We start from the raw sequence: 19072 nt of genomic DNA on the forward strand, positions 1-19072 counted from the left end.
TTTATGAATTTTAATCCCTTTAGTCTTAAGGATAAAGTTATTGTTATAACAGGTGCTTCATCAGGAATAGGGCAACAATGTGCTATTGATTGTAGTAAGATGGGGGCAAAAGTTGCATTACTTGGAAGAGATTGTGATAGGTTAAAAATGACGATTTCTCAAATGAAGAATCGAGAGAAACATTTGATGTTCTCAGTTGATTTGGCGGATGTAAAGTGCCTTAAAGATGTTATATCAACTGTAGTGTCCTCTCTTGGTAAGGTTAATGGTTTTATTCATGCTGCAGGAATAGAAAAAACATTGCCATTAAAGCTTACTAAACAACAAGATATGAAGGAAGTTTTCGATGTTAATGTTATCAGTGCAGTAGAATTGCTGAAAATATTGACTAGTAGGAAATTTAAAGGTGATGGACAAAAACATGTCCTAATTGCATCTATAACAGGAGTAATTGGTAGAGCTGGATTGACGGCTTATTCTGCATCAAAAGGAGCATTGATTTCATTAACAAGAAGTCTTGCTTTAGAATTAGCTCCTAGGAGTATAAATGTAAACTGTGTATCTCCTGGAACTATTCTAACTCCTATGATGGAAAGTTTTCTTTCAAAGCTGTCAGATGATGAAAGGATTAAAAGAAGTCAAGGCTTTCATCTAGGACTAGGTAAAACAACAGATGTTTCTAATGCATGTATTTTTTTATTAAGTGATGCTGCTAATTGGATGACTGGTCAAAATATTATTATTGATGGTGGATATACTTCAGGGTGATAATTATAAAATTAAAAGGATTATTAATAAACCAGTATCATCTAATTGTTATATAGTATGTAGCAAAAGTGGAGGAGTTATAATTGATCCAGGATCTCCAGATATTACGGATATTGAATTGTTTCTTAGTAAAAATTGCATGGTGCCTAGATTTATAATTCTTACGCATGAACATTGTGATCATTCATCGGGAGTTAATCAGCTAAGAGAAATATATCCTGAAATAAAGTTGATTTGTTCTAGTGGTTGTAATAAAGCAATGGCAGATAGTGCCTATAATCTTTCGGAATATTTTGAAGGGTATGAGACATATGCTGTGCAGTGTGCTGAATATGAAATAAGATCTAATAAATCAATGAGCTTGATAGATTTGGATTTTAAGTTTATAATTTCCCTGGGGCATAGTGTTGGTGGGATGACTGTGTTTTTTGATAATAATGTATTTACAGGTGATTTAATTATTCCTGAAACAAAGGTAATTACAACATTAAAAGGAGGTGATAAATCATTAGCTGAAGAAAGTAGGAAAAAGGTTTTAAAAGAATGTAGTGATAATTATATTATCCTTCCTGGGCATGGAGGTATTATTAAGAAGATTGAACTTTAAGAAATAAACTCAATTACTATCATGATAGATGTTTTAGAAAAGAAGGATTGTACTGGATGTAGTGTTTGTGTTGATGTTTGCCCTACGAAAGCAATATCACTAATTAGCGATATAGAAGGTTTTTGGTATCCTGAGATAGATTCAAATAAATGTACTAAATGTAATTTATGCGAAAAAAAATGTCCTGTAATTAATCTTCATAAATCCAAAATAACTACACTAGAGGAGCCTAAATGTTTTGTTGCTATACACAAAAGTATAGAAACACGTTTTAATAGTACTTCAGGGGGGGTGTTTAGCGCCTTAGCAGAGAATACTTACAAGGAAAATGGCTATGTTGGAGGAGCTATTTATGGAGAGAATTTTGAAGTTAAGCATTACATTTCTGATAATGTTGATGATTTAGTAAAATTAAGACAAAGCAAATATTCTCAGAGTAAAATAGATGGATTCTACAAAAATGTTAAGCTGCTATTGAATGAAGATAGGAAAGTGTTGGTTTGTGGAACCCCATGTCAAATGGCTGGATTAAGGGGGTTTTTAGGTAAGGATTATGAAAATCTATTAATTGTTGATTTTATCTGCAAAAGTATAACATCTCCTAAATTCTATAGTAAATATCTTGAGCACTGGGAGGAAAAAGTTGGAAGTAAGCTGATTTCATTTAAGTTCAAAGATAAAGAGTTGGGATGGAGGGAGTTAGTGAAGCGCTTTGACTTTAAGAATGGAAAATCTTATTATAGCTCAATGGCAGATGGTGATTTATATAGTTTGGCATACCATGGAAATGTTGTAAGCCGTCCGTCTTGTTATAATTGCAAGTATAAAGGATATCCTAGAAATGCGGATATAACCATTGCGGACTTTTGGGGAGTTGAGAACTATTTCCCTGAATTGGATGATAATGCAGGTACTTCAGCTATTATTGTGAATACAGAAAAAGGACTCGGATATCTGAAAAAGCTTAATTCAAGATTAATTTTGAAAGATGCTTTTTTAAAGGATATTCAAAAATATAACCCGGCATTAATTGAGAGTCAAGCGTATCCCAAGGTGGATCGTAAATTCTTTTTTAATTTGATGGAGGAGGAAGGAATTGAGAAAGCTGTTAATATATGCACTCCTCAAGTTAGGAGAAAGTTAACATTTGTAGAGAAGTTGAAAAAAATCGCTCGAATTGTTTTATCAGTTAAAAACCACACTCAATGCAGAATTAGACCAATTTGGAAATTTATCTTCTATAATTTTTTAAAAAGAAATGTTAAAACAAACTGGATGAATAATGGTTTTATTTATCCGACTCCTTATGCCATAATTGAAATAAAAAAAGGTGCAAAAATTGAACTAAATGGTCCTTTAATAGTAGGAAGTAAAAAAATTAGAAAATCTCGTGCTGAGACTGTTTTATCTATTGCTAACAAGGGGAATTTATTTATTGATCAACGTTTTGAGTTAGGGTATGGAAGTATGGTTGAGGTGTTTGAAAATGCTACTTTAGAAATTGGTAACTCAGGAACTAATTATGGTTGTACAATTATATGTGGCAAAAAAATAGAACTGAGAGGTCGGGTATCTTTAGGACGCGAGGTTTCTATCAGAGATACTAATGCACATATAATTGCGATCGATGGCTATAAGGTTTTACGTCCTGTTATAATTGAGAATCATACTTGGTTATGCAGTGGCAGTATTATATGTCCAGGGGTAAAAGTTAAAGAGGGTGCTGTTGTTGGAGCTTCTTCTTATGTAGTTCAGAATGTTCCAGCGCATAGTTTAGTAAGTGGAAATCCAGCAAAAGTAGTGATGAGAGATATTCTTTGGAAGTTATGATGGAAAAAATTAAGCTAAATAATGGTTATGATATTCCACTTATAGGTATTGGACCAGGAAGTGTTATGAGAGGTTACTCAGTTCAAATATTTGGAAAGTCAAAAATTGGACAATTATGTAACAAGATATCAAATAGATTATTATACATCTATAAGGCAAAGAAGTATATAAAGTCGGTTGTTAGTGCCATTAATACAGGCTATAGATTAATAGATTATTCAGCTGCTTACGGAAGTGAAAAGTTAATTGCTAAGGCAATACAGAAAAGTGGTGTTGAAAGAGAAGATTTGTTTGTTACATCAAGGATTACTAATCACCAGCAATTGAACAAAGATGTTAGAACTTCTTTCTTTGAGTCATTAAAAAAACTAGAATTAGATTATATTGACTTTTATATGTTTCATTGGCCTGTAACAGGTTATTATGAGGATACTTGGCTTGAAATGGTCGAATTATATAAGGAAGGTTATATTAGAGCATTGGGTGTAGCAAATTGTCACCAACATCATATAGATAATTTGATTAAAAAGAGTGAAATTCTTCCTACAATTAATCAGGTAGAAGTACATCCTCTGTTTACTCAAAAACCATTGATAGAATATTGTTCGAAAAAGGGAATTATAGTTGAAGGATATACTGCAATAGCACGTTTTGATGATCGTCTAATAAGACTCCCTGCTTTAAAGCAAATAGCACAAAAGTATAATAAAAGTATTGTTCAGATTGTTATTAGGTGGCACCTACAAAACAAAGTAGTTCCAATAATACGTTCATCAAATAAAAGGCGTCAGTTAGAAAATATATCGGTATTCGATTTTCAATTAACCAAAGAGGAAATGCTTAAAATAGATAGCATTAATATTAATTCACGTTTACGTTATGATCCTGATAACTGCGATTTTTCTGTTCTTTAATGAGAGAAACTACTAATAATAAAACAATAGCAAAGAACACATTGTTCTTGTATATCCGTATGATGTTTACGTTGTTTGTGTCTTTGTATACATCTCGTGTCATATTAGATATTTTAGGAGTAAACGATTTTGGTATTTATCAATCTGTTGGAGGAATCGTTGGATTTTTATCTTTTGTTAGTAGTGCCTTAAGTACAGGGTCATCTAGATTTATAACCTTTGAACTAGGCACAGGTAATAAGGAAAAGCTTCGTCGTACATTCTCAACAATATTAACAGTTCATATTATTTTGGCATTATTAATTGCTATAATTGCTGAGATTTCAGGCCCGTGGTTTTTATATAATAAATTGATAATTAGCCCTGATAGAATGGATGCTGCAGTTTTTGTCTTTCATGTATCCATTTTTACGGCTGTGGTGTCTTTAACACAAGTGCCGTATAATGCTAGTATAATTGCTCACGAAAAAATGTCCATATATGCCTATGTTAGTATTTTTGAAGTATCTGCAAAATTGTTAATCGTATATCTATTACCACTTGGTGGAATAGATAAGTTAATATTTTATGCAGTTTTGCTATGCGCAGTTCAAATCGGAGTAATGTTGTTTTATCGAATATATTGTATTAGTAATTTTAATGAAACCAGGTACAAATTTATTTTCGATAAAACCATATTTAAAGAAATTGCAGGTTTTTCTGGGTGGAGTTTATTTGCTAATGCATCAATTGCTTTAAATAGTCAGGGAGTGCTATTACTTTTGAATATGTTTTTTTCACCTACTGTTGTTGCAGCGCGAGCTATTTCTATTCAAGTAAACATGGCTGCAACACAGTTTGTAAATAATTTTAGGACAGCTGTTAACCCTCAGATTGTAAAGCAATATGCCTCTGGGAATTATGAGGAGTCAAAAGAACTTTTATTATCGTCTACTAAATATTCTTATTATTTAATGTTGATATTGAGTTTTCCCATCTGCTTGTTAGCCAAACCCCTGTTGGAGTTGTGGTTAGTTGAGGTGCCAGATTATACTGTAATTTTTCTTCAAATTGTTATTGTTCAGAGTTTATTTCAAGTGTTCGACTATTCATTTTATATGGCACTATATGCTAAAGGAAGGTTAAGGGAAAATGCATTGATCTCACCCACTATTAGCTTTCTAATATTTCCTGTCACCTATTTCTTATTTCAGTCAGGATATTCTCCTGTTACATTATCTTGGGCAAGTCTTATTGCTTATGCAATAATAGGTGTTGTTGTTAAACCGATAATAATAATAAAAGTAGTGGACTATAAAAAGAAGGATATTTTAAAAGTTTTTACCTCTTGTTGGTGGGTAAGTCTTTGTGCACTCCCCATTCCTATCATTTGTAATTTTATTTTTGATAAAGGAACTATGATTGGTTTTATTTCACTGGGTATGATTACTATAATTTCAGTGGCTTTAAGTGTCTTTTTTATAGGTTTGGATCAAAAAATAAGAAAGAAAATTATTGATGTGATAAGTAATAAGATAAGTTTAAAATTTAATATTTGAAGCAGTTAAAATGAAAATTGGAATATTAACACATCCATTAGGACATAACTACGGTGGGATACTTCAAAACTACGCACTTCAAGTAGTGTTAAAAAAAATGGGACATGATCCTACAACCATAAGGATTGGTAAGTATACCATTCTGAATTGGTTAGTGTCTATGATTAAAATATTCATCCTGAAATTAATAGGTAGGGAATTACAATATCCATTGGCACCTTGGGTTAAATTAAAAAAAGAGAAGCCATTAACTGACTTTGTTGATAGGAATGTTAAATGTTCAACAAAGAAATTATGGTTTGAAGAAAAGGAAGTGTTAAAATATAATTTTGATGCACTGCTTGTAGGTAGCGATCAAGTATGGCGTCCATGCTATAATCTTCATATTGAAGATCTATTTCTTAATTTTGCGCGAAATATAGAGATAAGAAAAATTGCTTATGCTGCTTCGTTTGGTACTGATGAGTGGGAGTTCTCTGTGGACCAAACAAAACTTTGTAAGGATTTAATTAAACAATTTGATGCAGTTTCGGTTAGGGAGGATAGTGGCGTTAAATTATGCAATTCATTTCTTAATCAAAAGGCTGAAGTCGTGCTTGATCCAACTTTATTGTTGTCAAAAAGTGAATATGAGAAAATATGTAAAAATGTGGAGAAGTATAGTTCTCCTACTCTGGCAGTTTACATTCTTGATATGACTAATGAAAAAATGAACTTTGTTGAGAGTTTCGCAAAGAAAAAGAACCTTAGGGTAAAATTAATGAATGTAGTTGAAATAACACATAAGTATGATACTATTGAAACTTGGTTGAGTACTTTCCGTGATGCAGAATTTGTAATTACCGATTCATTTCATGGAACAATTTTTTCCATTATTTTCAATAAGGACTTTTATTCTATTTGCAATTTAGAACGAGGTGCATCAAGGTTTGAATCATTGTTATCATTATTTGGACTAAAAAGCAGATTGTTGTATGGCCTGGACTTAAATAATGATTGTAGCATTAATTGGATTGAAATAAATGAAAAATTAGAAGAATTGCGAGATCAAAGCAACTTATTTTTAAAAAACAGCCTTTCCTGATGACTAAAGTTTCTGTTATTATTCCTATATATAAGGTAGAAAAATATATAGAAAAATGTGTGCGTTCATTATTTGAACAAACATATAGTGAAATGGAATATATATTTGTAGATGACTGCTCTCCTGATAATAGTATTTCTATTCTTAAGAGGGTTCTTGAGGACTATCCTTTTAGGAAGAAGCAATTAAAAATTATTAGAAATAATAAGAATTTAGGTTCTGCTTGCGTCCGAAATATAGGACTAAAGGCTGCAAGTGGAGATTATATAGGTTGGGTTGATGCTGATGATTGGGCAGATCTGGATATGTTTCAATGTTTGGTTGAAAAAGCTATTGATTGTAAATCGGAGGTAGTTATTTGTGATTATTATGAAGAATGGACAGGTCAAAGTATTGAGATAAAGCAAAGTATAAATAATTCAAAGATATTGCCACAAATGTTTAATAGAAATAAAACTGTTTCTTGGGCTTTGTGGAATAAATTATTTGAGGCGAATCTTATTAAAAAATTTGATTTTGTTAATAATGCGGATATGGGCGAAGATATGATGATAGTTGTATCAACTCTTCTAGCCACAAATAAAGTATCCTATTTAAATAAATCATTATATCATTATAATAGATCAAATTTGAATTCATTAGTGAACAATTGGAGTAAGGATAAAATTTTGCAATTGATTACTAATACAAATAATTTAGAAATTAATGCGAAAAGAATTGGAGTATATTCCAGAAAGGAAATTTCGAAGATAAAATTGATTTCAAAATATCATTTGCTTGATTATCATATCGCAGATTATAAACTTTGGAGAGAACTTTATCCAGAAGCAAATTATTATATTTTGTGTAATAATTATTTCTCAGTAAAAGCTAAGATTATTCAAGCTATTGTTTGGTTTAGGTTAAACTTTTTATATAAAGCTATAATGTCAATAAAAAATTAAAACTTTAATGAAAAGATCCGTTACTTCTCTTAATACTATATTATTAGGGATTCTAGCAATTGTTTCACTTGTTATGTTTTTTATAGCTCCTGATGAATATTCTTATTCCTTTGGTATATCATGTGTCATAATTTATGTTCTTGAGAATGTAATTTTGCTTAGAAATAATTGTAAGCTATCTTTAATTAATTTTGAATTTTTCTTTTTTGTTGCTTATAGTTTTACATTTTACGTTTATCCGATATTTCATTATTCGGTAAACCCTTATTTTTTACTTTTTTCTTTACCATTTAATGAATCTTATATTTCTTCAGGAATCGCATTGGCTAATGTAGGTTATTCCTTTTATGCATTAGGTATTTATGATAGTAAGCGTAAGTTTTTACCAGATTTGGTATTAGATTATAAAACGCTTAAAGATTGTTCTCTTCTCCTTTGTGTTCTTTTAGGTATGTATATTCCAAGATTAATCCAATTAGTGATTATAGGAGTTCCTACAAAAGAGTTTGAAAGTAGTTTGATAAATGTATTAATTCAATATGTTCTATATTATGTAGTAATAGTAAAAGTAAATAACTTTGTTTTGAATTACTCTAGAAAAGGAATATTTCTTTTTATTCGAAAGAATTGGTTGGTTTTCACAATGATATTTGTTTATTTATTTTTGCTAATATTATTAGGTTCAAGAACCATACCTTTAAGAATTCTGCTCCTGCTTCTGTTGTTATATAATATATACTTATATAAATTATCCAAAAAGGTAGTGGTTTTATTAATTATTTTTGGAAGTGTAGCTCTTTTTGCAATAGGTGTTATTAGGAATCCTTCTGTTGCTCTAGAGACTTCTACTATGCAAGTAAACCCTATTTTGAAAGTTGGAAATGAATTAGTAATTAATAATCGTAGTCTTTATGTATTAATGGAACAGAAAGATTTGTATGGAATTAACTTTGGGCAAACTTTATTGATGTATATACTATCTGTAATTCCATTTATGCAGTCTATTTTTCTGTATATAACAGGTTGGAGTGTTTCAGATATTTCATCTGCAGCATTAGTTACTGAATTATACTTTGGAGATAAGCCGGACAAGGAAGTGGTAGGTTTAGGTACAAATATAATAGGAGACATATACCTTTCCTTTGGAATTATAGGGGTGATTTTACTTATGTTTTTTGGTGGAATTCTATTAAAGAAACTTTATCGAAGTGTTTTTCTAAAAAATAATATTATTCCAATAATCTTATATTCTGTTCTATTTATGGATGTTATTTATATTACCCGTTCTTCTTACCTGGTTTCTTTAAGAGGATTAGTCTGGATAGTTTTGTTGTATCTTATTTTAAATAAGGTAAAACAATTCAAAGTCAAGAGTGTAACATTCAAATGATATATTACTAATGAAAATTGAAAAACTTAAAAGAATGAAGGTTTTAATTATTTCCCCTAATCCTGTTTTTGGAGGTGCAGCTACAGCTAATATGGCCATAGCTGAAGTTTTAAGCAATAATCATGAAGTAATATACTGTGATGAATACCTTGATGGGAAAATGATAGAAAAAAAAACTGTGAATTATATAGTTGATGATTATAAAATTCATGGAAATAAATTTAATATTGGGTTTAAATTTTTTAGATATGTGAAGCAAATAAATCCTGATACTATTATTTGGGGTAATTACATGGTGTCTATATATTATATATTAGCCATTATGTATTTCGGCATATTTAAAAAGTACAAGCAGTGTTATATTTTTCATTCAACGGCTTTAGAGAAAAACTTTAAAGGAGAAGCAATAGATTGGATTGTTTCCTTTTTGACAATTTTTATGGATCGATTAATATTTGTTTCTAATTACACTAAAAATAGTTGGGGAACTAAATTTTTTGTTAAACTATTGAAAAAAGAGAAGCATATTGTTATTCATAATCCAATTATGCTGAATGTAAATATTGATAAGAATAGTAAATCTGATTTTTGTAAAATTTCTTACGTCGGTAGAGTTTCATCGGAAAAACAACCCGATTTATTCTGTGAAATAGCAGCTGGTGATTCTAAAATAGAGAGAAAGTATTATTTATGGGGGGATGGACCTCTTGAGAATAGTATTAAAGCAAAGTATCATGGGACGGTTGAATTTAAAGGCTTTGAATCTAATATGACTAATATTTATTTTAATACGGATATTTTGATATTAACGAGTAAGTTTGAAAATTGTCCGATGGTTATTTTAGAAGCAAAAAAAATGGGAATACCATGCATTGCTCCAAGGGTAGGAGGTATACCTGAAATAGTTTCAAATACAATTGACGGAGAATTATATGATACGTTTTCAATAGATTACATCCATAAAATGATAGATAAAATTATTAAAAATTATGATAGTTATTCGAAGAGCTGTTTGAAAAATTCTCAAGAATATGAATCGTTATCAACCTTAAAAAAATGGAATAAGACCCTAATGTTTAATTAGTATTATGAATAAAATATTGTTTGTAACTGCATATATGCCATCAGATATTGGTGCGGCGGTTAAGTATACTAAAAGTATTCTTGATAAATTATCAAAAAAATATTGTATTGATTTAATTTATTTCACTAACAAGGGTGATGAAAATGAATATAATAATTGCGAATTAAATAGTGTTAAGTCATTTGATGTATCTAATTGGTCAAGATTAGCAGCTATCCTTTCTAAACCTTTAGTTTATCCACTTTTTTCAGTAAGGTATAGTCTAAAAGTTAAAGAATATATTAAAAAAATGATTGATAGTAATAGTTATGACCTGGTATTTTTTGATCATAGTCAAACATTTATTTATGGTAAGGATATTGATAAAAAGAAAATATTAATGTCGCATGATGTGATATTACAAAGAACTCAGCGTAGTTCATTGAAAGTATTATCAAAATTATGCAGGAAAACAGAGAGTGAGTATCTTTCGGATTCTAATTCTACTGTTTTTACTTTTAGTGAAAAGGATGCGGATCTAATTCGAGACATTTATAATATAAAGGCTATTTGTACAAATGCTAATATAGACGAAAATGCTATCAAATCTAGGATTGATGAAGTTAAAAATTACTATGTCAGTTTTGGTTACTGGAAGAGGCCTGATAATTATGAAGGTTTATTATGGTTTGTTAAAAATATTTTTCCAAAAATTAATAATGGTAAAACTTTAAAGGTTATTGGAGGAGGAATGTCCGATAAGCATAAAAGAATATTAAGCGAATACAAAGGAGTTGAGTTACTTGGATTTGTTGACAATCCTTATAATATTATAGCTAATAGTGAAGCTATGATTTCTCCTATATTTTCTGGAGCTGGAGTAAAGTTTAAGAATTTAGAGGCCTTGGCATGTGGCACACCAATTATAGGTACGGAAATTGCATTTGAAGGAATTTCAAGAAGATATTCATCTTTTATGCTTGAAGCCAATTCTATAGATGAGTTTATACATCAAATTTCAAGTAAATTGCCCGATATTGATCAAAGGAGAAATATGAAAGATGATTTTACTAACAGTATTTCTCGTCATGAAATTATAGAGTATATAGATAATTATATGAATAAATTAAATAAATAGACTATGTCAATTTTTGCTGGTAAAGTTCTTTTAATTACTGGAGGTACTGGATCGTTTGGAAATGCTGTGTTAAATAGGTTTTTAAATACAGACATTAAGGAAATTAGAATATTTTCACGAGATGAAAAAAAACAACATGATATGCGTGTTGCACTAAATAATCCTAAAGTGAAATTTTACATTGGTAATGTCCGAGATTATAATAGCATAGAAATGGCCATGCGTGGTGTTGATTATGTATTTCAGGCAGCAGCTTTGAAACAAGTGCCGTCATGTGAATTTTTTCCGATTGAAGCTACACGAACCAATGTATTGGGAACTGAAAATGTTATTAAGGCTGCTATTGCAAATAAAGTGAAAAATGTGATTTGCCTAAGTACGGATAAGGCAGCTTACCCAATTAATGCGATGGGAATGAGTAAAGCCTTAATGGAAAAGGTTGCTGTTGCTGCATCAAGAAATATTCCTGAGGAAGAAACTACGGTTTGTTTAACTAGATACGGTAACGTTATGGCATCTCGAGGTTCTGTAATTCCTTTTTTTGTAGAACAAATAAAAAATGGTCAACCAATTACAGTAACGGATCCTAATATGACTAGATATTTGATGTCGTTGGAAGAGGCTGTTGATTTGGTTTTATTTGCTTTTAAGAATGGAAAGCAAGGAGATTTGTTTGTTCAAAAGGCCCCTGCTTCTACAATAGGTGATCTTGCACTAGCTATGAAGGAATTATTTGATGCTGATAATGAGATAAAAGTTATTGGAACGCGTCATGGTGAAAAATTGTATGAAACTCTTTGTACTCGTGAAGAAATGGCGAAAGCTATTGATTTGGAAGGTTTTTATCAGGTACCAGCAGATAATCGCGATTTAAACTATGGTAAATATTTCACCAATGGAGATGTGAAAACGTCCGAATTAGAGGATTATAACTCTCATAATACAGAGCGTTTGACAATTGAACAAGTAAAAGAGAAATTACTAAGTTTGGAATACATACAAAATGAATTAGCTGAATGGAAGCAAAATTAAAGGTAATGACCATTGTGGGTACACGCCCTGAGATTATCAAGTTGAGTCGTGTTATACCAGAATTAGATAAGCATACAAATCATGTATTGGTTCATACAGGTCAAAATTTTGACTATGAGTTGAATGAAATTTTCTTTGAGCAGTTAGGACTTCGAAAACCTGATATCTTTATGAACGCTGCAGGAAGTAATGCCGCTGAGACAATAGGAAATGTAATTACGAAATCAGATAATATTTTTGAAGAAGTAAAACCTGATGCTTTATTATTATATGGAGATACTAATAGCTGTCTTGCTGTTATTTCAGCTAAAAAAAGGAAAATTCCTATTTTTCACATGGAAGCTGGAAACAGGTGTTTTGACCAACGTGTGCCAGAGGAGATTAATCGTAAGATTGTAGATCATTTAAGTGACATTAATTTGCCTCTTTCAGAACATGCACGTCGTTATTTAATTGATGAAGGATTAGCACCCGAGACTGTTATTAAAACAGGCTCTCCAATGAGAGAAGTATTGGAGTATCATAGAGAAAATATTGAGAAGTCAGATGTCCTGGACAAAGAAGGATTAGCTAAGGGTGGATATTTTATTGTAAGCACGCATAGGGAAGAAAACGTTGATTCTGAGGTGAATTTTAATAATTTATTGAATTCACTAAATGCTATAACAGAAAAGTATGGTAAGAAGGTAATCGTTTCAACACATCCAAGAACTCGGAAGAAATTGGAAAGTATTGGTTTCACAAATCAAAATCCCTTGATTGAATTTATGAAACCTTTTGGTTTTCTGGACTATATTAAACTTCAAAAGAACGCGTATTGTGTAATTTCTGACAGTGGTACGATCACCGAAGAATCTTCAATTTTAAAATTTCCGGCTATCACAATTCGTCAGGCTCATGAAAGACCAGAAGGAATGGATGAAGGAACATTAATTATGACAGGTTTAGAAAAAGATAGAATACTACAATCTATTGAGGTAGTTGAAGCTCATTTTAATGAAAACATTGAATCAATAAAAACTGTATTCGATTATGAAACAAATAATGTGTCAAAGAAAATGTTGAGAATAATTCTTTCTTATACAGATTACATTAATAGGACTGTTTGGAAAAAATATTAGATAATGGCTAAGAAAAAAATGTTAATATTGGGTGCTACTGGAATGGCAGGTCATGTTGCTTTTCATTATTTAAAAGGTACCAATCAATATGAAATCTCGAATATAGTATTTCGAACACCCTTGAATAATGATAGTATTATTGTGGATGTTAAGGATAAGAACCTTCTTTTGGAGGCCATTAAAAATATCAATCCAGATGTTATCGTTAATTGTATAGGTGTTTTAATAAAAGGTTCAAAATCGGATCCTTCCAATGCGATATACATAAATTCATTGTTACCTCATTTATTATCATCTATAGCTAAGACAATTAATGCTAAACTGATTCACATTAGTACGGATTGTGTTTTTTCTGGGAAAAAAGGAATGTATTCAGAGGAAGATTTTAGAGATGCTGATGATGTGTATGGCAGAAGCAAAGCATTAGGTGAGATCGTAAATGACAGAGATTTAACGATAAGAACTTCAATTATTGGTCCTGAACTTAAAGAAAATGGAGAAGGATTATTCCATTGGTTTATGAATCAAACGGGAGAAATTAACGGATTTACGAAAGCTATCTGGGGAGGTATTACTACATTGGAATTAGCAAAAGTAATTCATGAATCAATAAAACAGAATATCACAGGATTGTTAAATGTGACGAATTGTGAAAAAATATCAAAATATGATTTATTGCATTTAATTAAAACTGTTTATAAACGTGAAAATGTTAATATTCTAAAAGTTGAAGGAAAGCATGTTGATAAAAGCCTTATTTCAGTAAGGAAGGATTTTTCTTATAATGTTTCATCATACTTGAAAATGATTGAGGAGCAGAGACAGTTTATGATTGAATATGGAAACGAAATTAATTATCCATACACTTATTAATGAAAGAGATTAAGCTCATTTCAGAATATTATTATCCGGAGGAACCATCAACTGGATACTATATAAAGGGAATTGCTGAAGGATTGGCAAAGGATACAAACCTGACTGTGATATATACATCTAGTAATGCTTCCTCAATAATTAGAGAGCAAGAAGCTGGATTGAAGAAAATCATTGTTCCTTCTATTAATATTGATAAGAACAAACTGTTACCTCGTTTATATAGATTGTTAGTACTTTCTATTAGATTGCTATCAAGGTATCTTAAAGAACACAGAAAAGGTGAAACGGTAATTTGCGTTACAAATCCAGCATTTATAGTACCATTAATTGCTCTCTATAAAAGGTGGAATAAAAAATTTAAGCTTGTTTTTTTAGTGCATGATGTTTTTCCAGAGAACCTTGTTGCTTCTGGAATAGTTAAGAGAACTAATATTCTATATAAGTTAATATTGAGAATTTATAATTCTTCATACTCAAAAGCTGATTCAATTGTTACCTGTGGCAGAGATATGCGAGAGTTATTTATCAAAAAGACAGGAGCAGGAGATAATTCACCAACAATAGAATATATTCCTAATTGGGGAGATATAAATTCAATTACACCAATTGAGAACTATAAAGATCTGATTCGGAAGGAATATAAATTGCAGAATAAACTTACTTTCCAATTTGCAGGAAATATTGGTAGGTTACAAGGAATTCCAAATATTTTAGAAAGTCTTAAAAGTATTGATTACAAAGACATCGCTTTTGTATTTTATGGTAAGGGGGCATGTCTAGATGATATTTTAGAAGCTAATGATTCACGTGTCATTTACGGTGGTTCTTTTGATAAGGAGGAATCTCAAAAATATTTGAATTTGTGTGATATATCTGTTGTTTGTTTACAAAAGGGGATGACAGGATTAGGTGTACCTAGTAAAACATATAGTAATTTAGCCGCAGGAAAACCTATTTTATATGTAGGTGAACCCGAAGATGAAATAGCACAAGTCATTGCAAAAGAAGAGATTGGCTATGTTTGTGATTTAAATGAACCTGGATCAATAAAAAGAGGGATAAATTGGTTTTATTCTTTAGATGACTATTCATATAACCTTCTTTCCAAAAATTCAAGAGAGGTTGCGGAAAAATTATTCTCTCAAGAGAAAGTTATCGATCAGTATTGTAGCTTTATAAAATCTAATTAGTATGAAATCTATATTGATTATTGGTGGAGATAGTTTTATTGCTGGAAAATTCATTAAGGAGTATTCGGGTAGATTTAATATTTCAGCAATTAGCAGGGTAAATACTGGTATTAAAAATGAAGTTGTTGTTGACAATTTATTTGAAATTGATCAAAACTATTTTAATAATATTGATGTTGTGATTAATTTCGCTGCTATCGTTCACAGACCTGAAATTAGTGATGAGGATTTTTATGATAGGGTAAATTATAAGTTACCTGTTCATATAGCTAGTATTGCAAAGAAGAAAAATGTACAACAGTTTATTCAAATGAGTACTGTGGCCGTATATGGAGAAACTTCCTTGATTAAACCAGATAGTAATCCTAGTCCTAAAACAGCATATGGTTGTTCCAAATTAAAAGCTGACATTACTCTGCGAGAATTGGAAAATGAGACATTTAGGGTAGTTAGTTTGAGACCTCCAATGGTATATGGAGGTGGGTTAGCTCCTGGTAATTTAATGAAGCTAATAAGCCTTGTTAATAAAGGAATACCATTACCATTTGGTGAAATTAAAAATGCTAGAAGCTTTGTACATGTTAACAATCTAGTTGGATTTATTTCTAAAGTTATAGCTAACGAATATTCTGGAATATATTTTCCAGTTGATGAGAAGAATTATTCGACTACCGAATTAATAGTGGAAATTTCAAAAAGATTAAACAAAAGAATTTGGAATTTTAAACTTCCTCTCTTAGGACAAAAATTATTAAGAGCTATAAAACCATCTTTGTATTCTAAGTTGTGGGGAAATCAGATTATTGATGTAGTATATGAGTTTGCAAGGCCGAAGTATGATATTGTACAAGGGATTGAAGAAATGGTTAATTCATATTTAAAAAAAAATAAATGATATTTTTAACAGTTACAGCTCATCCTGATGATGAAGTATTAGGATTTGGTGCTACAGCAGCAAAGTTGACTTCAGAAGGTCATACTGTAGTAAATTGTATATTATCAGGAAATGTAGATGCCAGACAGCATCGTCCTGAACTGGAAGAATTGTATAATGATACCTGTAAGGCTCAGGAAATTATTGGCGCGGAAAAACCTATCCTTGGAACATTTCCAAATATAAAGTTTAACACTGTTCCTCATTTGGATATGGTTCAGTTTATTGAAAGAGTTATTGAAGATGTTAAACCTGATTACATTTTCACTCACCATCCATCCGATATGAATGATGACCATGTTTGCACGTCAAGAGCATGTCAGGCCGCAGCAAGATTATTTCAACGTAAAGATGTGAAACCTATAAAAGGTTTATTTTATATGGAGATTCTATCTTCAACTGATTGGGCGATGCCCAATAATTTGCTACCCTTTCAACCTGATTCATTTATTGAAGTTGGAGAAGAGAATTTCAATAAAAAGATTAGTGCATTAGAGGCTTATAATGGAGTAATGAGACCCTTTCCTCATCCACGTTCAATTGAGGCATTAAAAGGGGTTGCTGCATACAGAGGTGGTCAATCAGGGAAGTATTACGCAGAAGCATTTCAAACCGCATTCCAATCATTAGAATTTTAGTCATGTATAGATTTTTATTCAAACGATTAATAGATATTCTTATCGCATTGCCATCTATTATTGTACTATCACCGATAATTCTTATAACGGCAATTGTTATAAAATTACAAGACGGAGGACCGGCAATTTTTAAACAAGCTAGAGTAGGTTTAAAAGGTGAGGATTTTACCTTATTGAAGTTTAGAAGTATGCCTGTTAATACTGCTAATGTTGCATCATCTGAGACTCACAAATTGACAATTACTCCATTTGGTAAGTTTATTCGTCGATCTAATATTGATGAACTACCACAATTGTTTAATATTTTAAGAGGAGACATGAGTATTGTTGGTCCACGACCAGCTTTGGCTAGTCAAGAACAATTAGTTAACCTACGTCTTGAAAATGGTGCTTATGATTGTAAACCGGGTTTAACTGGTCTTGCTCAAATTAATTCATACGACAATATGCCTGTAAATGTGAAAGCAGAATGGGATATTAAGTATGCGCAACGTATTACTTTTGGGGCAGATTTAAAGATTATATTTTCTACTTTTGGGTACCTGCTTAAACCACCACCAACCTATTAGAGATTTAATGATGAATTGGGATATCATTATTAATTATTACGGGTTAATATTGGTATATAATTATTAAGTTGCTTATGAAATAATTTTGAAAATAATAGTCTTATGAAATTTGGATTTGTTACTTGTGTTCAATTGGGATTGTCCTGTATTGAAAAAATATACGAAATTGGCGGACAATTGGATTTATTGATTACACTCAATGATAATAAAGCTGTTAAGAAGTCTGGTAGAATATATTTGGATGATTTCAGCTCAAAGAATCAAATTGATTTGGTGAAAATAAATCATATTAATGATGAAGATGCCATTCAGGCCATCGTTGATCATGATATTGATTGGCTGTTTATTATTGGTTGGTCTCAAATTGCAAATAAATCTGTTCTTGATGCTCCCAAGAAAGGAGCGATAGGTATTCATCCCACTTTATTACCACAAGGAAGAGGTCGTGCAGCAATTCCTTGGGCAATAATCAAAGGATTGGATCAGACTGGTGTTTCTATGTTTAAGTTGGATGAAGGAGTTGATACAGGAAAATTACTGGGGCAGAAAATACTTCCTTTAACTACAGAAGAAACAGCTTCTAGCCTTTACGAAAGAGTGAATAAAGCACATGAAGATTTAATTGAGGAAGTTTGGTCTGATTTGGTTAATGATTCAGTTGTATTAAAGTTACAGGATGAAAGTAAGGCGACGTATTGGCCTGGGAGGACTCCTGCTGATGGAGAAATTAATGAAGCCATGACCGTGGAAGAGGTTGATAGATTGGTGAGAGCAACTACAAAACCATATCCAGGAGCCTTTATAATGCAAGATGGTAAAAAGATAATTGTTTGGTCTGGAAGTTCTATACCTTCCAATGGAAATACAGAGTCAATAAGAGTAAATCTGAGTAATGGAACCTACTGGGCAATGGACTATGAAGAGGAAATAGGCTAAGTTGCTTAATTCTCACTTTAAACATTTACTTAATGGAATATATAAATGATCAACTACTCAATGTAGTTACGGAGAACGCAATTAAAAATCCTCGGAAGCGCATGAATCACAATTTTCATAAAAATGGTGAAGAATTGTTGCAAAGAATGCTTAATGCTTTGGAACCTGAAACTTATTTACCGCCGCATAGGCATGCAGAAAAAGTTGAGGTATTTCTTTTGCTAAGAGGTAAAGTACAGGTTTTATTTTTTGATGATTCAGGAGAAATTGTTGAAGTAAAACAATTGAATCCTATTTCGGGTGAATATGGTGTAGAAATTCCAGCAGGCATTTGGCATACCATTTTTGTGGAAGAATCAGGTTCTGTAATTTATGAGATAAAGGAAGGACCATATGTTCCAGGCGTAGGAGTAGATTTTGCTCCTTGGGCACCTAAGGCAGATAATGAGTCCGAAGCATTGAATTACATGAAAGAATTAAATTCAAAACTATTGAAGTGA

19 protein-coding genes are annotated in these 19072 nt (G+C 31.3%); all 19 read left to right on the forward strand.

Annotated features, from left to right (window positions below):
• Positions 1 to 3: 3 nt before the first annotated feature.
• Positions 4 to 768 (forward strand): SDR family NAD(P)-dependent oxidoreductase, encoded by a 765-nt coding sequence (locus BXY64_RS07985; RefSeq protein ID WP_120239357.1) that lies wholly within the window; start codon positions 4 to 6, stop codon positions 766 to 768.
• Entirely contained in the window at positions 746 to 1375 is a 630-nt protein-coding gene (locus BXY64_RS07990; RefSeq protein ID WP_120239358.1) for an MBL fold metallo-hydrolase, read from the forward strand. Before BXY64_RS07985 ends, BXY64_RS07990 begins: the two co-directional genes overlap by 23 nt.
• Positions 1376 to 1396: 21 nt before the next feature.
• Positions 1397 to 3205: a Coenzyme F420 hydrogenase/dehydrogenase, beta subunit C-terminal domain gene (locus tag BXY64_RS07995; protein WP_120239359.1), complete on the forward strand. Its 1809-nt coding sequence runs from the start codon at positions 1397 to 1399 to the stop codon at positions 3203 to 3205.
• The gene (locus tag BXY64_RS08000; RefSeq protein ID WP_120239360.1) at positions 3202 to 4119 is read left to right on the forward strand and encodes an aldo/keto reductase; all 918 of its coding nucleotides are present in this window, start codon (positions 3202 to 3204) and stop codon (positions 4117 to 4119) included. The genes BXY64_RS07995 and BXY64_RS08000 overlap by 4 nt, the downstream gene beginning before the upstream one ends.
• Positions 4119 to 5657 (forward strand): lipopolysaccharide biosynthesis protein, encoded by a 1539-nt coding sequence (locus tag BXY64_RS08005; protein ID WP_120239361.1) that lies wholly within the window; start codon positions 4119 to 4121, stop codon positions 5655 to 5657. Before BXY64_RS08000 ends, BXY64_RS08005 begins: the two co-directional genes overlap by 1 nt.
• Before the next feature lie 10 nt (positions 5658 to 5667).
• A complete protein-coding gene (locus BXY64_RS08010; protein ID WP_120239362.1) occupies positions 5668 to 6741 on the forward strand; it encodes a polysaccharide pyruvyl transferase family protein in 1074 nt (357 codons plus the stop codon).
• Positions 6741 to 7685, forward strand: a complete 945-nt coding sequence (locus BXY64_RS08015; RefSeq protein WP_120239363.1) for a glycosyltransferase family 2 protein — start codon at positions 6741 to 6743, stop codon at positions 7683 to 7685. The genes BXY64_RS08010 and BXY64_RS08015 overlap by 1 nt, the downstream gene beginning before the upstream one ends.
• Positions 7686 to 7692: 7 nt before the next feature.
• On the forward strand, positions 7693 to 9075 hold the full coding sequence (locus tag BXY64_RS08020) for an O-antigen polymerase (protein WP_120239364.1): 1383 nt from the start codon (positions 7693 to 7695) through the stop codon (positions 9073 to 9075).
• 10 nt (positions 9076 to 9085) lie between these two features.
• Positions 9086 to 10159 (forward strand): glycosyltransferase family 4 protein, encoded by a 1074-nt coding sequence (locus BXY64_RS08025; RefSeq protein WP_120239365.1) that lies wholly within the window; start codon positions 9086 to 9088, stop codon positions 10157 to 10159.
• A gap of 4 nt (positions 10160 to 10163) precedes the next feature.
• Positions 10164 to 11276: a glycosyltransferase gene (locus BXY64_RS08030; RefSeq protein WP_120239366.1), complete on the forward strand. Its 1113-nt coding sequence runs from the start codon at positions 10164 to 10166 to the stop codon at positions 11274 to 11276.
• Positions 11277 to 11279: 3 nt separating this feature from the next.
• The gene (locus BXY64_RS08035; RefSeq protein WP_317124609.1) at positions 11280 to 12308 is read left to right on the forward strand and encodes a polysaccharide biosynthesis protein; all 1029 of its coding nucleotides are present in this window, start codon (positions 11280 to 11282) and stop codon (positions 12306 to 12308) included.
• Positions 12293 to 13429 carry a non-hydrolyzing UDP-N-acetylglucosamine 2-epimerase gene (gene wecB / locus BXY64_RS08040; protein ID WP_211334435.1) on the forward strand — a complete coding sequence of 379 codons (1137 nt, stop codon included), beginning with the start codon at positions 12293 to 12295 and terminating at the stop codon, positions 13427 to 13429. Before BXY64_RS08035 ends, wecB begins: the two co-directional genes overlap by 16 nt.
• Before the next feature lie 3 nt (positions 13430 to 13432).
• Positions 13433 to 14302 (forward strand): dTDP-4-dehydrorhamnose reductase family protein, encoded by an 870-nt coding sequence (locus tag BXY64_RS08045; RefSeq protein WP_120239367.1) that lies wholly within the window; start codon positions 13433 to 13435, stop codon positions 14300 to 14302.
• On the forward strand, positions 14302 to 15495 hold the full coding sequence (locus BXY64_RS08050) for a glycosyltransferase family 4 protein (protein WP_120239368.1): 1194 nt from the start codon (positions 14302 to 14304) through the stop codon (positions 15493 to 15495). The genes BXY64_RS08045 and BXY64_RS08050 overlap by 1 nt, the downstream gene beginning before the upstream one ends.
• Position 15496: 1 nt before the next feature.
• Positions 15497 to 16390, forward strand: coding sequence for an NAD-dependent epimerase/dehydratase family protein (locus tag BXY64_RS08055; protein WP_120239369.1), 894 nt, complete (start codon positions 15497 to 15499; stop codon positions 16388 to 16390).
• On the forward strand, positions 16387 to 17067 hold the full coding sequence (locus BXY64_RS08060; protein WP_120239370.1) for a PIG-L deacetylase family protein: 681 nt from the start codon (positions 16387 to 16389) through the stop codon (positions 17065 to 17067). Before BXY64_RS08055 ends, BXY64_RS08060 begins: the two co-directional genes overlap by 4 nt.
• Positions 17068 to 17069: 2 nt before the next feature.
• The gene (locus tag BXY64_RS08065) at positions 17070 to 17636 is read left to right on the forward strand and encodes a sugar transferase (protein ID WP_120239371.1); all 567 of its coding nucleotides are present in this window, start codon (positions 17070 to 17072) and stop codon (positions 17634 to 17636) included.
• A 102-nt stretch (positions 17637 to 17738) separates the two neighbouring features.
• A complete protein-coding gene (locus BXY64_RS08070; protein ID WP_120239372.1) occupies positions 17739 to 18572 on the forward strand; it encodes a formyltransferase family protein in 834 nt (277 codons plus the stop codon).
• A gap of 32 nt (positions 18573 to 18604) precedes the next feature.
• Positions 18605 to 19072, forward strand: a complete 468-nt coding sequence (locus BXY64_RS08075; RefSeq protein ID WP_120239373.1) for a WbuC family cupin fold metalloprotein — start codon at positions 18605 to 18607, stop codon at positions 19070 to 19072.

Source organism: Marinifilum flexuosum, assembly GCF_003610555.1.
Taxonomy (GTDB): domain Bacteria; phylum Bacteroidota; class Bacteroidia; order Bacteroidales; family Marinifilaceae; genus Marinifilum; species Marinifilum flexuosum.